The sequence below is a fragment of the Pseudomonas fluorescens genome (assembly GCF_001902145.1).
GTDB lineage: Bacteria > Pseudomonadota > Gammaproteobacteria > Pseudomonadales > Pseudomonadaceae > Aquipseudomonas > Aquipseudomonas fluorescens_BV.
Map to the genome: position 1 here is coordinate 610,927 of NZ_MRST01000025.1, position 14,741 is coordinate 625,667.

Below are 14,741 nucleotides of genomic sequence, written 5' to 3' on the forward strand. Positions count from 1 at the left end.
ACGATGCGAAGCGAGTCGCTCTTGATCTTGCTCTTGATCTGCTGTTGATCTTGATCTTAGGCGCCCCGTTAAACCACGCTGGCCGGAATTCGACAGGGATTTGGGGGGTAAACCGGCAGGGATGCCGGTTTAGCCGCCCCGCGCCATGGATGGCGCGTGGCGGCAGCCCCCCAAATCACTGGCGGATTACGGGCACACCGAGCCTGGGCGAGGTGCCGAGTGGTGGGGCAAGAGCGCTTTGGTTACTTTCGCGCTTTTCGAAAGTGACCCGCTGTAAAAGCGGAACCTTAAGTGGCCGTTACCGCAGGAATGGATGTACACACCGTCCAGCTGTGTTGACTGTCAGGCCGTCTTCGCAGGCAAGCCAGCTCCCACATTGGATTGGCGTAAGCCTTTAGCTTCGGGCAAAGGCCACGGCTGCCTGGAACTGCTCCTGGGTAGGCCGCACGCCGGTATAAAGTACAAACTGCTCCAACGCCTGGATAGCAATCACTTCAAGCCCGGTAATCACCCGCTTGCCCTGCGCGCGGCCACGCACGATCAACGGCGTTTCTGCCGGAATCGCCACCACATCGAAGACTGTCTCAGCCTGATCGATTGCCTCGGCGTCAAACGCCAACGCACCCGCATCAGCCCCGCCTGTCATGCCGATGGGCGCCACGTTGATCAGCATCTGTGGCCGCAGGCTGCCCAGCTCCGCCTGCCACGCGTACCCCAGGTTCCTGGCCAATGCCTGGCCCGCCACCTCATTACGCGCCACGATCACGCCATTGGCGTACCCCCCGTCACGCAAGGCACTGGCGACCGCCTTGGCCATGCCGCCGCTGCCGCGCAGGGCGAAGCTGGAGTCCTTGGGCACCGCGTGCTTTTTCAGCAGTTGCTCAACGGCGATGTAATCGGTGTTGTAAGCCTTGAGGTGGCCGTTGGTGTTGACGATGGTGTTCAGGGAGTCGATGGCTTGAACCGAGTCGTCGAGTTCGTCCACCAAGGCAATGGCGGCCTCCTTGAACGGCATGGACACACCGCAACCCCGCACCCCCAGGGCGCGGATACCGCCGATCGCGCCGGGCAAGTCCTGGCTACTGAAGGCTTTATAGTAAAAATTCAGCCCCAGCTGTTCATACAGGTGGTTATGAAAACGCAGGCCAAAGTTCCCAGGGCGCGCCGACAGTGACATGCACAGCTGGGTGTCCTTGTTGGGGTGCATCTGCATGGATAACTCCTTGAAGTAAGCAAATCGGTACAGACCTTACACAACCTTTACCCACTGGCGGTGCTGTTTTTCTGAAATACGTTGTCTTAAAAGTATCCCCGCGACAATCCTTGAGTCTATTGATTGCAGACCACAAGCGCAGGGGCTAATCGAGGAATGACCATCATGCGTAAACTCCCCAGGATCGCCTTGCTTATCGGCGCACTCGCGATGGCCGGCCAAGCCTCCGCCCACGGTGGTGGTTGGGGTGGCCCGGCCGTGTTCGGTGCGCTTGTCGGCGCAGCGGTAGTCGGCTCTGTGGTTGCCAGCCAGCCGCGTGAGGTGTATGTGCAGCAACCGGTGTATGTGCAGCCGCAGCCGGTGTATGCCGCGCCGCCGCCGGTCTACTACGCGCCACCGCCACCGGTGTATGTGCAGCAGCAGGTTTACTACCGCCCGGCGCCCGTCTACTACGGCCCACCGCGCGGTTATTATGGCCCGCCTCGTGGCTACTACGGCCCGCCCCACGGTTACTATCGCCGCGGTTGGTAAGTTTTAATCCCCGTTGACAGCCATAGGCCTCGCCCACACGCGGGGCCTTTTTTTGCTTGGTAAGTCCGGATTTACCCTGCCAGTGTCGCTGTGAGAACAACGCACGAGCGGCAATCCCACATCATAAGCGTCAAATATCCTCTTGATCGATGGCGGGCTGCGCTGTCATGTTTGCGTCACAAAACAGTCGCACTATCGACTCAGTCCAGCCAATAACAATTAAGGACGATTGACCATGCCCACACAAAACCCGCACCGCACCGCCGGCCTTTGCACCTCCAGCAAGGTCTACAGCGCCTTGACTGAACTCAAGCACCTTGAAGGCCATCGCAGCGCCAAGTTCCTGGCATTGCTGGCAGAAAACCTGGTGCGCAAGGGCCTGCTCAGTGAGCACGAAGTGGTGAACATGCTCGACCAGGTGGTGGATTAACGCCTGGCGTTGATGTCGACTATCGAGCCAGGTGATTTTTCCCATGCACCGGCAAACCGTAAGGTGACCTCCATAACGTTTGGAGGTACTTATGCCCACTGTTCAAATCATGTCCGTCATCGGCAGCGCCGTCCCCGCCCCTCTGCGCAAACTGGGCTTGCTCGCCTGCTGGTACGTTGTGCGCGATGGCGAGCCGATCAGCGGCCCGCTCACCTCGTTATCCGATGCCGAAACACAACGCCGAATGGCAACCGACTTCAGGCTCGAGGCCTGAAAGCTACGGCAATGGCAACTTGACCCGCGGCTTGGTTTCGACGAACAACGCCCAGCACGACATGAACAACGCCGCCACCAGCGGCCCGATGACAAAGCCGTTAAGGCCGAACACCGACAGGCCGCCCAAGGTCGAGATCAGGATCAGGTAGTCCGGCATCTTGGTGTCCTTGCCCACCAGGATCGGGCGTAGCACGTTGTCCACCAGGCCAATCACGAACACCCCGAACAGCGCCAGCACCACGCCCTGCCAGATCGCACCGCTCAACAGGAAGTAAACCGCCACCGGCCCCCAGACCAGCCCGGCACCCACCGCTGGCAACAGGGACAGGAACGCCATCAGCACGGCCCAGAGCAAGGCACTGGGGATGTCCAGGAACCAGAAGATCAAGCCCCCAAGCGCACCCTGGGTCACGGCCACCAGCACGTTGCCCTTGACCGTGGCGCGCACCACGCGGTTGAACTTGAGCTGCAGGCGACGCTTTTGCGGCTCGGCCAACGGTACTGCCGTGCGCACCTTCCGTACCAGTTCCGGGCCATCACGCAGCAGGAAAAACAGCAGGTACAGCATGATGAAAAAGCTCACCAGGAAATCAAACGTACCCTGGCCGAAGCTGAACGCCTGGGAGGCAAAGAACTGACTGCCCTGCATTGCGCCCTTGACCACTTTTTCCCGCAGCCCTTCGAGATTGCCCATGCCGAAACGGTCGAGCAACTGCTGGAAATACGGCGGTAGGACGTTCTTGAATTGCTCGATATAACCCGCTACGTCGAGTTTGCCGCTCTCGATGTTTTTGTAGAGCGTGGCCCCTTCTTGCACCAGCAGCGCACTGGTAATGATCACCGGCAGAATCGCGATCACCAGGCATACCATCAACGTGGTCAGGGAGGTCAGGTTGCGGTTCCAGCCGAAACGCTGCTGCAGGCGGCGCTGCATCGGCGCAAAAATAATGCCCAGGATCACCGCCCAGAACACCGCACCGTAGAACGGCAGCAATATCCAGATAAAAGCCACGGTGACCAAGGCCAGTAGCAGCAACAGGGTTTTGAATTGCAGGTTGGTTTGATTCATGTCCGGTCCATGTCAGAAAAACAGGGCCGATGGCGACCCTGTTGCTTAGTCCGCAGCCAAACGTGGGAGTGCCCTTGTTTATCGAACAGCATAGATCGCCCTGTTTAGACGTGGATCAATGAACGACGCCCGGCCCTGCACTACCCTCGCGCCTTTTGCGACCTACAGCCATGCCCTCCATAATTGCCCCCGAACTGCTCGCTCCCGCCGGCACCCTGAAAAACATGCGCTACGCCTTCGCCTACGGTGCCGACGCGGTCTATGCCGGCCAGCCGCGCTACAGCCTGCGGGTGCGCAATAACGAGTTCGACCACACCAACCTGGCCCTCGGCATCCAGGAAGCCCATGACCTGGGCAAGCGCTTCTACGTGGTGGTGAACATTGCGCCGCACAACGCCAAGCTCAAGACCTTCCTCAAGGACCTGGCGCCCGTGATCGCCATGGGCCCGGATGCGCTGATCATGTCCGATCCTGGGCTGATCATGCTGGTGCGCGAGCACTTCCCGCAGATGCCGATTCACCTGTCGGTACAGGCCAATACGGTGAACTGGGCCAGCGTGGCGTTCTGGCAGCAACAAGGTATTTGCAGGGTGATCCTGTCGCGAGAGCTGTCCCTGGAGGAGATCGGCGAAATCCGCCAGCACGTGCCGGCGATGGAGCTGGAGGTGTTTGTACATGGCGCCTTGTGCATGGCCTATTCCGGGCGGTGCCTGCTGTCGGGCTATATGAACAAGCGTGACGCCAACCAGGGCAGTTGCACCAATGCCTGCCGCTGGAAATACCAGGCCACGCCGGCAGTGGAGAACGCCACCGGCGATATCGTCCATGAATATCAACCCACATTGGGCATCGGCGCGCCCACCGATCAGGTGTTCCTGCTACAAGAGGCCAATCGCCCCGATGACCCCATGCCCGCTTTCGAAGACGAACATGGCACCTACATCATGAACGCCAAGGACCTGCGTGCCGTGCAGCATGTGGAGCGCCTGGCACAGATGGGCGTGCATTCGTTGAAGATCGAAGGCCGCACCAAGTCCCACTTCTACTGCGCACGCACCACCCAGGTGTACCGCCAGGCCATCGATGACGCAGTGGCCGGCCGGGCGTTTGACCGCGGCTTGATGACCAACCTCGAGTCCCTGGCCCAGCGTGGCTACACCGAAGGTTTCCTGCGCCGCCACGTGCACGATGAATACCAGAACTACCAGAACGGCAGCTCGGTTTCCGAGCGCCAGCAGTTTGTCGGGGAGCTGACCGGCGAGCGCCGTGGCGCGTTGGCCGAGGTGAAGGTGAAGAATCGCTTTGCGCTGGGCGACCACCTGGAGTTGATGACGCCCGCCGGCAATTTTCATTTTGACTTGCCGAGCCTGCATAACACCAAGGGCGAAAGCATTGAGGTGGCGCCGGGGGACGGGCATACGGTGTATGTGCCGATTCCGGCGCAGATGGACCTGCGTTTTGGCCTGCTGATGCGCGACGTTTAAACCCCGCCGCGGGTTGAATGGATCAGATCCTGAACTGGCCCACCAACTGCCCCAGGCGCTGGCCCAGGTCTGCCAGGCTGCGAGACGTCTGGGCGCCCAGTTGGGTTTCGTCCGCCACGCTGTCCACCGCTACGGCAATCTGATGCACGCTGCGGTTGATCTCTTCCGCCACGGCGGTCTGCTCCTCGGCGGCGCTGGCGATCTGGGCGTTCATTGAGTTAATGGTGCCAATCAGTTGCGCCATGGTGTCCAGGGACGCGCCGGCTTGGTTGGCCTGGGCCGAGGTGCCATCGCCGGCATCGCTGGAGCGGCGCATAGCGTCCACGGCCGCCTCGGTGCCTTTTTGCAGGCGATCGATCATGCCCTGGATTTCCTGGGTGCTGGTTTGGGTGCGACTGGCCAGGGCACGCACCTCATCGGCGACCACGGCAAAGCCACGCCCAGCCTCCCCGGCCCGTGCGGCTTCGATGGCAGCGTTGAGCGCCAGCAGGTTGGTTTGTTCGGCGATGGAGCGGATCACGCCGAGCACGCTGACGATTGACGACACATCCTGCTGCAGGCTGTCCAGGGACACGCCGCTGCTGCGGATGTCGTTCACCAGCGCATGGATCTGCGCGATGCTGCCGTCCACCACCCGCTTGGCGGCCTGGCCTTCGGCGTCGGTCTGCTGCGCAGCGACGGCGGCACCCTGGGCACTGCGTGCCACTTCGTGGGCAGCCGAGGACATCTGGTTGATCGCGGTGGCCACTTGGTCAGTCTCGTGGCGCTGGCGCTCCATGGCCTGCTCGGAGCGCTGGGCCTGGTCGGACACTTGGCTCACCAGCCCGGTGAGCTGGGCGGTCATGTCGGTGATCTGGCGCACCAGGCCGTGGATTTTATCGACAAAGCGGTTGAACGCACCGGCAAGGTCGCCGAGTTCATCCTGGCTGGTAATGGCCAGGCGGCGAGTCAGGTCGCCTTCACCCGCTGCGATATCATCGAGGTTGGCTTTCATCAGGTGCAGCGGGCGCAGGATGGTTTTGGCCAGCAGCATGCCCACGGCGGCGATCACCAGCAACACCACCACGGCCACGCCGAGGATGCTCAACAGCACGCCTTGCATGCGCTTCTCGACTTTTGCCTGCACCACCGCCACTTGGGCGTCGATGCCATCGAGGTTCACCGAGGTACCGATCACCATGTCCCACTTGGGCAGGTATTCGGTATAGCCGAGCTTGGGCACCAGCTCGGTCTGGCCGGGCTGGGTCGAGCTGTATTGCAGGTAGTGGGTGCCGTCCTTGCCGACCTTGACCAGGTCGCGGTTGACGTAGACGCCGTTGGGGTCGCGGTTGTCCTTGAAGCTTTTGCCCACGCCGTCCGGGCTGTTGCCCTTGAACAGGCGGATGGTCTCGGAGTCGTAGCCGAAGAAATAGCCGTCTTTGCCGTAGCTCGTGTTGGATAACAACTTGACCACCTGCGCCCGCGCCGCGCTGTCGCCGGGGGCTGCCGCGTCGTAGAGCGGCTGGATGGTGGTCATGGCCACCTCGACATAACTGTGCAGGGTGGCCTTGGCGTCGTTGAGCAGTCGCTGGCGGGTTTCATCCACTTCGTTGCGGGCCTGGCCCTGCAGAATCCACACGGTAGTCAAGCTAATGACCACGGCAAACAACAACACCGGCACGACAGCAAGGGCCAGGACTTTGGCCTTCAAACTCAGACGCATGGCTTTTCTCTCTTGTTAGTGGCGACTTGAGAGGTTAACGGCCATGTGAGCAATTACTGTAGGAGCGAGCTTGCTCGCGAAAAACCTGAGAGCACTGCAGGGTGCCAGGTTGCCCGCGTTATCGTTGACGCTTTTCGCGAGCAAGCTCGCTCCTACAGGAACCTCGTCAAAGCGTCATCGCAGCCAGCCAGCCGAACGCCAGCAGCGGCAGGTTGTAGTGCAGGAAGGTCGGCACCACGGTGTCCCAGATATGGTGGTGCTGGCCGTCGATGTTCAGGCCGGAGGTGGGGCCGAGGGTGGAGTCCGAGGCGGGCGAACCGGCGTCACCCAAGGCACCGGCGGTACCAACGATGCACACGATGGCCACCGGGCTGAAGCCCAACTGCACACACAGCGGCACGAAAATCGCCGCGAGGATCGGCACGGTGGAAAACGACGAGCCGATGCCCATGGTCACCAACAACCCCACCAGCAGCATCAACAACGCGCCGACGCCCCGGCTATGGCCAATGAACGCCGCCGAGGCTTGCACCAGCGAGTTCACGTCACCGGTGGCCTTGAGCACTTCGGCAAACCCTGAGGACGCGATCATGATGAAGCCGATCATCGCCATCATCTTCATGCCTTCGGTGAACAGGTCATCGGTGTCGCGCCAGCGCACGATGCCCGACACCGAGAAGATCAGGAACCCGGCCAGGGCGCCGATGATCATCGAGTCCAGCCACAACTGGATGATGAACGCCGAGGCAATCGCCAGGCCGGCCACCAGCAGGGTCAGCGGGTTGTACTGCACCGCCACTTGCTCGACACGCTCGATTTTCTTCAGGTCGTACACACGCTTTTTGCGGTAGCTGATCAACACCGCCACCAGCAGGCCGACCACCATGCCCAGCGCCGGCAAGCCCATGGCGTGGGTAACATTGACCCCGCTGATATCCACCCCGCTCTTGGCGACGTTGGCCAGCAGGATCTGATTAAGGAAGATATTGCCAAAGCCCACCGGCAGAAACATGTACGGGGTGATCAAGCCGAAGGTCATCACGCAGGCGATCAGGCGACGGTCCAGCTGTAGCTTGGTCAGTACATACAACAGCGGCGGTACCAGCAGCGGAATAAACGCAATGTGGATCGGCAAGATGTTCTGCGAGGCAATCGCCACCACCCATAACAAGCCGATCAGCAGCCATTTGACGTGGTTGCCACCGCTGGCGTCCTGGCGATCCACCAGCAGCAAGGCTTTGTCCGCCAAGGCATGGGCCAGCCCGGACTTGGCAATCGCCACGGCGAAAGCCCCGAGCAACGCGTAGGACAAAGCCACTGTTGCGCCGCCGCCCAGCCCGCCGTTGAAGGCCTTGAGCGTGGCCTCGATACCCAGGCCACCGGTCAAGCCGCCCACCAGAGCGCCGACGATAATGGCGATGACCACATGCACGCGGGACAGGCTGAGTACCAGCATGGTGCCGACAGCGGCGATGACTGCGTTAATCATGGTTACCTCAAGCAGAAACAAAAAAGACAGGCATGCCCGCGCGCGGCCCATGGGAACAGCTGCCGGCGTGCAGGATTGAAAGAGGTCTTATTAGAGGGCGCGCACTTTGCAGGAGCTGGGCTGTCATGTCAAAAACTGTGGTGAGGGAAAGCCTTCTGCACAGATAAAGAATTACAGGCACTGGCCGATACGCTGTCTCTATGTGCTTTCAGGTAAGGATGTCCCGATGTCGCTCAGGCAGCTCTCCATTCAATGGAAAATCACCCTGCTGGCGGGCCTCTGCCTGCTGGGGATCGTGACCCTGCTGGTGGGTCTGTCGCTGTATCGCATGGCGCAGAGCTCGCAGCAGGTCAAGGCGTCCAGCATGCAGATGCTCGACGAAGCCGCCCAGTCGCGCATCGAGGCCCAAGGCGAAGTGCAGGCGCTGGGCATTCGCCAGCAGTTCATGGATGCCTACCAGTACGGCCATGGCTTTTCCCGCCAGGTGCTGTTTTTGCGCGAGCAGGCCGAGAAGCGCTTTCTCGATGCCTTCGACACCCGTGAAGACCTGACCCGCCAGGTCAAGGCCGCCCTGCAGGCCAACCCAGACCTGCTCGGCCTGTCCCTGGTGTTCGAAGCCAATGCGCTGGACGGCAAGGACGAACTGTTCGCCAACCAGGCGGAACTGGGCAGCAATGACAAAGGCCGTTTCGCGCTGTACTGGTCGCAACCGACACCGGGGAAAATCACTTCGATGGCGCTGCCTGAGAGCGACATGGCCGACACCTCCATCGGCCCCAGCGGCGAAAAGGCCAACGCCTGGTTCACCTGCCCGCGCACGACTCTAAAGCCCTGCGTGATCGAACCTTACTTCTATGTGATCGACGGCCAGAACGTGCTGATGACCAGCATCGTGTTCCCGCTGATGGTCAATGGCAAAGTCATCGCCTCGCTGTCGGTGGATATCAACCTCAACAGCCTGCAGACGGTCAGCCAACAGGCCAGCCAGAAACTGTACGACGGCCAGACCCAGGTCAGCATCCTCAGCCCGACTGGCTTACTGGCCGGCTACAGCCCGGATGCCAGCAAACTCAGCCAACGCCTGGAGCAGGTCGACCCGGCCAGCGGCGCGCAGTTGATCAGTGCCTTGGCCAGCAGTACCCAGACCCGCAGCCTGCGCACCGACCATCAACTCAAGGTACTGGCGCCTTTTGCGCCGATTCCCGGCGGCAAGTCGTGGGGTGTGTTGCTGGATGTACCGGAAAAAGTCCTGGTCGCCCCCGCCGAAGCACTGAAAAACCAGCTGGATGCCGACAATGCCAAAGGCACCCTGCTGGAACTGGGCCTGGGCCTACTGGCTGCCGTGGTCGGCTTGATCCTGGTGTGGCTGATGGCACGCAGCGTGACCCGACCAATCCTCGGTGTGGCGCACATGCTTGAGGATATCGCCAGCGGCGAAGGCGACCTGACCCGACGCCTGGCCTATGCCAAACAGGACGAACTCGGCCAATTGGCCGGCTGGTTCAACCGTTTCCTCGACAAGCTGCAACCGATCATTGCCGAGGTCAAACGCTCGGTCCAGGACGCTCGCGGCACCGCCGACCAGTCCGCGGCCATTGCCACGCAAACCAGCGCCGGCATGGAGCAGCAGTACCGCCAGGTGGATCAGGTGGCCACCGCATCCCACGAAATGAGCGCCACCGCCCAGGACGTGGCCCGCAGCGCCGCACAAGCGGCCCAAGCCGCACGGGATGCCGACCAGGCGACTCGCCAAGGCTTGACGGTTATCGACCGCACCACCGTCAACATTGGCGAACTCGCCGCCGACATGAGCACTGCCATGGCCCAGGTGGAAGGCTTGGCCGCCAACAGCGAACAGATCGGCTCGGTACTCGAAGTGATTCGCGGCATCGCCGAGCAGACCAACCTGTTGGCGCTCAACGCCGCCATCGAAGCCGCTCGCGCCGGTGAAGCCGGCCGGGGTTTTGCCGTGGTCGCCGACGAAGTGCGCAACCTGGCACGGCGCACCCAGGAATCGGTGGAAGAAACCCGCCTGGTGATCGAACAATTGCAAACCGGTACCAGCGACGTGGTCGGTTCCATGGGCAACAGCTATCGCCAGGCCCAGGGCAGCGTCGAACAAGTCGGCCAGGCCGTCACCGCCTTGCGCCAGATTGGCGATGCGGTCACGGTGATCAGCGACATGAACCTGCAAATCGCCAGCGCCGCGGAAGAGCAAAGCGCCGTGGCCGAAGAGATCAACAGCAACGTGGCGACCATTCGCGATGTGACCGAGTCGTTGTCGGAGCAGGCCAATGAATCAGCGCGGGTCAGCCAGGCGTTGAACAGCCTGGCGAATCAGCAGCAGGGGTTGATGGATCAGTTTCGGGTCTGAATGTAGCAAGGCTTTTCTGTGGGAGCCGGGCTTGCCCCAATGCCAGTCAGTTAAGGGCTTTTTGTAGGAGCGAGCTTGCTCGCGAAAAACTCACAGGCGCCGCGTTCATTCAGCAAGCACGCGTTATCGTTGACGTTTTTCGCGAGCAAGCTCGCTCCTACAGTAGGCGATGCAGACACCTCGGTATTTCAGGTAAACCGAGTCGATGCTATCGCAGGCAAGCCAGCTCCCACATTTTGAACGGTGGTGTGTCAGCGCCGAGGTAGTTCGATCAATACCTTGAGCCCACCCAGCTCACTCTCCTGCAGTTGCAACACCCCACCCCACACCTCAACGATGTCCCGCACGATCCCCAAACCCAGGCCATGGCCAACCCTTTGCTCATCAAGGCGTGCGCCACGGCTGAACACTTGGTCGCGCTGAGCCTCAGGGATGCCGGGGCCGTCGTCTTCCACCGCCAGCCGATAGCCGTGGGGTGTCTCGCTGACGCTCAGGCGTACCTCGGCGTCCGCCCATTTACAGGCGTTGTCCAACAGGTTGCCCATCAACTCCAACAGGTCTTCACGGTCCCAGGGCAGTTGCAGGCCCGGCGCCATCTGATAGCTGAGGTCCAGGTGTTCGCCGTGGATCATGCGCAGGGTAGCCAGTAAACCGGGCAGTTCTTGTTCACAGTCAAACAACGCGCCCGGCAATGCATCGCCCGCCAGGCGAGCGCGGTTGAGTTCACGATTAAGGCGCTGCTGCACCTGCTCCAATTGCTCGCGTAGCAACTGGCTCAACTGCGGATGATCCTTGAGGGCTTCACTGGAAGCTGCGCTCAACAACACCGCCAGGGGAGTTTTCAGCGCATGGCCCAGGTTGCCGAGAGCGTTGCGGGAGCGCTTGAGGCTGTCTTCGGTGTGCGCCAGCAGGTGGTTGATCTGCGCCACCAGTGGCTCCAGCTCAAGCGGCACCTGGGTGTCGAGTTGCGAGCGCTGGCCTTGTTGCAGTTGGGCGATCTGGTTACGTGCGGTCTCCAGGGGGCGCAAGGCACGGCGCACGGTGACCCGTTGCAGGATCAGCACCAGCATCAGGGCCGCCAGCCCCATCACCAGGCCGACCTGGCGCATCAGGCGAAAGCTCTCGCGCACGGGCGTGTAGTCCTGGGCCACGCTGATGGAAATCGACTGGCCAAAGCGCTTGTAATCCGAGCGCAGCACCAACAGTTGCTGGCCTTCGGGCCCCAGTTGCAGGTTGCCCTTGAGCCCCGCCACGGGGAGCCGGGGCAGTTCCTGGTCCCACAGTGAACGGGAACGCCAATGCACATCGGCAAAGTCGATACGAAAGTAATGCCCGGAAAACGGCCGTTGGTACGCCGGCGACAGGCGTTGCTCATCCAATTGCACGCCGTTGGGCCCACGCACCAGCGCCACCAGCAGGTTTTCGCTGTCGTTGCGCAAGCCCGCTTCAAGGTAGCGCTGCAAACCCGCCTCGAACAACCACAGGCTGGTTTGCGCCAGCACCACGCCGACAATCACCATCACGCTGATCAACCCCAGGCTCAGGCGCCGCTGGATTGACCTCATGCCGGGGTAGCGCCGAATCGGTAGCCCTGGCCGCGCCGGGTCTCGATCACGCTGCGTCCCAATTTGCGCCGCAGGTGGTTGACGTGCACCTCCAGCACATTGGAGTCGCGCTCGGTCTCACCGTCATACAAGTGTTCGGCCAGGTGGCTTTTGGACAGGATCTGTTCGGGATGCAGCATGAAATAACGCAACAAGCGAAACTCGGCCGCCGTCAGCTGGATCTCGGCGCCGTCGCGTAGCACGCACTGGCGCCCTTCATCCAAATGCAGGCCGGCAGCTTGCAGGGTGGGCTGGTTCGTCTGGCCGTGGGAGCGACGCAACAGCGACTGGATGCGCAGGTACAGCTCTTCAGGGTGAAAGGGTTTGCTCAGGTAATCATCGGCGCCAGCCTTGAGCCCCTCGATACGCTCGGCCCAGGAATCGCGGGCGGTCAGGATCAGCACCGGGATGGCCAGCGCGGCGGCGCGCCATTGCGCCAGCACGTCAAGCCCGGGCAAACCGGGCAGGCCAAGGTCAAGGATGATCAGGTCATAGGGCTCGCTGCGCCCTTGATACACGGCGTCACGGCCATCAGCCAGCCAGTCGACCGCATAGCCCTGGCGTTGCAGGCCGGCCATCAACTCGTCGGCCAGGGGGACGTTGTCTTCCACCAGGAGCAGGCGCATCAATCTTCCTCATCTTTGATCAGGTCACCGTTGGTGGCGTCCAGCTTGATCTCGCGCACCACGCCCTCGGTGGTCACCAGTTCCACTTCATAGGCATATTGCCCGTGTTTTTTTTCCAGTTCGGCCTCCAGCAGCCGTGAGCCGGGGTATCGCGCCATGGCCTGCTGCAACAGCTGTTCCAATGGCAGGATCACGCCTTTTTGGCGCAGGGCCAGGGCTTCGTCCTGGTTGAGGTCGCGGGCTGCCAGGCTGGAACAGAACACCATGAGCACCAGCGCCACGCGACTGCCGACGCGTAAATTTACCTTCATTACGTATCCTGATGATTCTTGAGAACCTGCCCGGTGAGCGCGTTCAATTCAACATCCCATTCAATGCCGTCGGTATCTCGTAGCTCGACTTCATAGACGTACTTGCCGTATTCCTCATCCAAATCGGTGTCCAGCAGCGTCGAACCAGGGTGAAGGGCCAGGGCCGTAGCTTCCAATTGATCGAAAGCGACAATTGTAACAGTGGCCGGCACGATCAGTGGCTTGTCTGGGTCCACGGCGGCGGCCGGGGTCGCCGTAACGAGGATGATAGCGGCGGCGCCCAGGGCAGTGAGGCGCTTCATGATAAGTCTCCGTTACATGATGTTTTCCTACGCCGGCCACGGTACGCGCTGCAACTTAACTGAAACTGAATTGCCACCATGGCAATTCCAGGCAAGCCGTTTTTCCCACTGCCTGCGAGATTTCCTATACTGCCCCGCTCGCCTCAATAGAGACCGGTATGACAGCCATCCATATCAAGTTCCCGGCCTTGACCCTCAAGGCCGGCAAACGCGCCTTCACTCGCATCCGCGAGCAGGGCCTTGCGCCTGCCGACGTCGGTATCCTCCCCGGTGCGGCTGGCGGTCCCAAGGCCCTGGGTATCCAGGGGCTCGACCTGGCGCTGTTCGGTGACTGGTTGCCCCGTGCGCCGCGCGAGCGTGCGCTGATCGGCGCATCCATCGGTTCCTGGCGGTTTGCCAGCGCCTGCCTGCCGGACCCGGTGCAGGGTTTGCTCGACCTGGGCCGCCTGTACAACGAACAGCGCTTTGCCAAAGGTGTGACCATGGCGCAAGTCAGCCAGAGCTGCCAACGCATGCTCGACGACCTGCTGGCCGGACGCGATGCGCGGGTGCTGGACAACCCTGACTATCGGCTGAACATCATGGTGGTCAAGAGCCACGGCCTGCTCGCCGATGACCACCGTGGGCGGCTGGGACTGGGCCTGTCGTCGGTGATTGCCGATAACCTGCGGGGCCGCGCACGGCTGTCGCGGCATTTCGAGCGGCTGATCATCCACGACCCGCGCCAGGCGCCACCGGTACACCCCCTGAAGGATTTTCCCTCGCGCTTCCTCACCCTGGACGTGGGCAACCTGCGCCAGGCGTTGCTCGCGTCCGGTTCGATCCCCATGGTCATGCAAGGCGTGCGCGACCTGCCCGGGGCCGGAGCCGGTACCTACCGCGACGGCGGCCTGCTGGACTACCACCTCGACCTGCCCTACCACGGCGATGATATCGTGCTGTACCCGCATTTTACCGAGCGGGTCATCCCCGGCTGGTTCGACAAGGGCCTGCCATGGCGGCGCAGCAACCAGCAAGGTTTGCAGGATGTGTTACTGCTGGCGCCGTCCAGGGACTACCTGGCCCGCCTGCCCCACGGCAAGCTGCCAGACCGCAGCGACTTCAAGCGCTTTATGGGCGATGACCTTGGCCGCAACAAATATTGGCAAACTGCCATGAGCGAAAGCCAACGGCTGGGGGATGAGTTTTTGGCATTGGCGGATAACGGCAAGCTCGGCGATCGTTTGCTAGCCCTTTGACCGCATGGGTGCCTGCGGCCGAGGGGCGGTATGCGCAGAGGTTGATCAAGCTGTTAAACTCGCCGCCTGCCAGACACCTGACCGAGCTGAAA

The 14,741-nt window shown here is 61.6% G+C and carries 14 protein-coding genes and 1 pseudogene; 6 read left to right on the top strand and 9 right to left on the bottom strand.

The window, feature by feature from the left end:
* Positions 1–394: 394 nt before the first annotated feature.
* A complete protein-coding gene (locus tag BUE92_RS19175) occupies positions 395–1,213 on the bottom strand; it encodes a shikimate 5-dehydrogenase (RefSeq protein WP_073525726.1) in 819 nt (272 codons plus the stop codon).
* Positions 1,214–1,369: 156 nt separating this feature from the next.
* Here BUE92_RS19175 and BUE92_RS19180 point away from each other — a divergent pair, with 156 nt between their 5' ends.
* The 3 genes from BUE92_RS19180 to BUE92_RS19190 all read left to right on the top strand — a co-directional run bounded on the left by BUE92_RS19180 (position 1,370) and on the right by BUE92_RS19190 (position 2,448).
* A complete protein-coding gene (locus tag BUE92_RS19180; protein ID WP_073525728.1) occupies positions 1,370–1,744 on the top strand; it encodes a hypothetical protein in 375 nt (124 codons plus the stop codon).
* 235 nt (positions 1,745–1,979) lie between these two features.
* A complete protein-coding gene (locus BUE92_RS19185) occupies positions 1,980–2,174 on the top strand; it encodes a hypothetical protein (protein WP_003190284.1) in 195 nt (64 codons plus the stop codon).
* A gap of 91 nt (positions 2,175–2,265) precedes the next feature.
* Positions 2,266–2,448: a hypothetical protein gene (locus BUE92_RS19190; protein ID WP_003190283.1), complete on the top strand. Its 183-nt coding sequence runs from the start codon at positions 2,266–2,268 to the stop codon at positions 2,446–2,448.
* 3 nt (positions 2,449–2,451) lie between these two features.
* On the opposite strand, the gene BUE92_RS19195 is transcribed toward BUE92_RS19190, so the two are convergent.
* Entirely contained in the window at positions 2,452–3,519 is a 1,068-nt protein-coding gene (locus BUE92_RS19195) for an AI-2E family transporter (RefSeq protein WP_073525729.1), read from the bottom strand.
* 170 nt (positions 3,520–3,689) lie between these two features.
* Between BUE92_RS19195 and trhP the strand changes: the two genes are divergently transcribed.
* Positions 3,690–5,003: a prephenate-dependent tRNA uridine(34) hydroxylase TrhP gene (gene trhP / locus BUE92_RS19200; RefSeq protein ID WP_073525730.1), complete on the top strand. Its 1,314-nt coding sequence runs from the start codon at positions 3,690–3,692 to the stop codon at positions 5,001–5,003.
* Between the two features lie 22 nt (positions 5,004–5,025).
* On the opposite strand, the gene BUE92_RS29335 is transcribed toward trhP, so the two are convergent.
* The 3 genes and pseudogenes from BUE92_RS29335 to BUE92_RS19210 form a co-directional block, all read right to left on the bottom strand.
* The gene (locus BUE92_RS29335; RefSeq protein WP_370874666.1) at positions 5,026–5,847 is read right to left on the bottom strand and encodes a methyl-accepting chemotaxis protein; all 822 of its coding nucleotides are present in this window, start codon (positions 5,845–5,847) and stop codon (positions 5,026–5,028) included.
* 36 nt (positions 5,848–5,883) lie between these two features.
* A pseudogene (locus tag BUE92_RS29340) lies at positions 5,884–6,705 on the bottom strand (cache domain-containing protein); the annotation flags it as partial.
* 166 nt (positions 6,706–6,871) lie between these two features.
* Complete coding sequence (locus tag BUE92_RS19210) at positions 6,872–8,191, bottom strand: Na+/H+ antiporter family protein (RefSeq protein WP_161793214.1); 1,320 nt, start codon at positions 8,189–8,191, stop codon at positions 6,872–6,874.
* 229 nt (positions 8,192–8,420) lie between these two features.
* Here BUE92_RS19210 and BUE92_RS29375 point away from each other — a divergent pair, with 229 nt between their 5' ends.
* Complete coding sequence (locus BUE92_RS29375) at positions 8,421–10,568, top strand: methyl-accepting chemotaxis protein (RefSeq protein ID WP_073525732.1); 2,148 nt, start codon at positions 8,421–8,423, stop codon at positions 10,566–10,568.
* A gap of 251 nt (positions 10,569–10,819) precedes the next feature.
* On the opposite strand, the gene BUE92_RS19220 is transcribed toward BUE92_RS29375, so the two are convergent.
* The 4 genes from BUE92_RS19220 to BUE92_RS19235 are packed head-to-tail and all read right to left on the bottom strand — an operon-like array spanning position 10,820 to position 13,411.
* Positions 10,820–12,133, bottom strand: coding sequence for an ATP-binding protein (locus BUE92_RS19220; protein WP_073525733.1), 1,314 nt, complete (start codon positions 12,131–12,133; stop codon positions 10,820–10,822).
* Positions 12,130–12,798 (bottom strand): response regulator transcription factor, encoded by a 669-nt coding sequence (locus BUE92_RS19225; protein WP_003190268.1) that lies wholly within the window; start codon positions 12,796–12,798, stop codon positions 12,130–12,132. Before BUE92_RS19225 ends, BUE92_RS19220 begins: the two co-directional genes overlap by 4 nt.
* The gene (locus BUE92_RS19230) at positions 12,798–13,109 is read right to left on the bottom strand and encodes a PepSY domain-containing protein (RefSeq protein ID WP_073525734.1); all 312 of its coding nucleotides are present in this window, start codon (positions 13,107–13,109) and stop codon (positions 12,798–12,800) included. The genes BUE92_RS19225 and BUE92_RS19230 overlap by 1 nt, the downstream gene beginning before the upstream one ends.
* The gene (locus tag BUE92_RS19235) at positions 13,109–13,411 is read right to left on the bottom strand and encodes a PepSY domain-containing protein (RefSeq protein WP_054898803.1); all 303 of its coding nucleotides are present in this window, start codon (positions 13,409–13,411) and stop codon (positions 13,109–13,111) included. Before BUE92_RS19235 ends, BUE92_RS19230 begins: the two co-directional genes overlap by 1 nt.
* Positions 13,412–13,569: 158 nt before the next feature.
* Between BUE92_RS19235 and BUE92_RS19240 the strand changes: the two genes are divergently transcribed.
* The gene (locus BUE92_RS19240; RefSeq protein ID WP_073525735.1) at positions 13,570–14,649 is read left to right on the top strand and encodes a hypothetical protein; all 1,080 of its coding nucleotides are present in this window, start codon (positions 13,570–13,572) and stop codon (positions 14,647–14,649) included.
* Positions 14,650–14,741 lie beyond the last annotated feature (92 nt).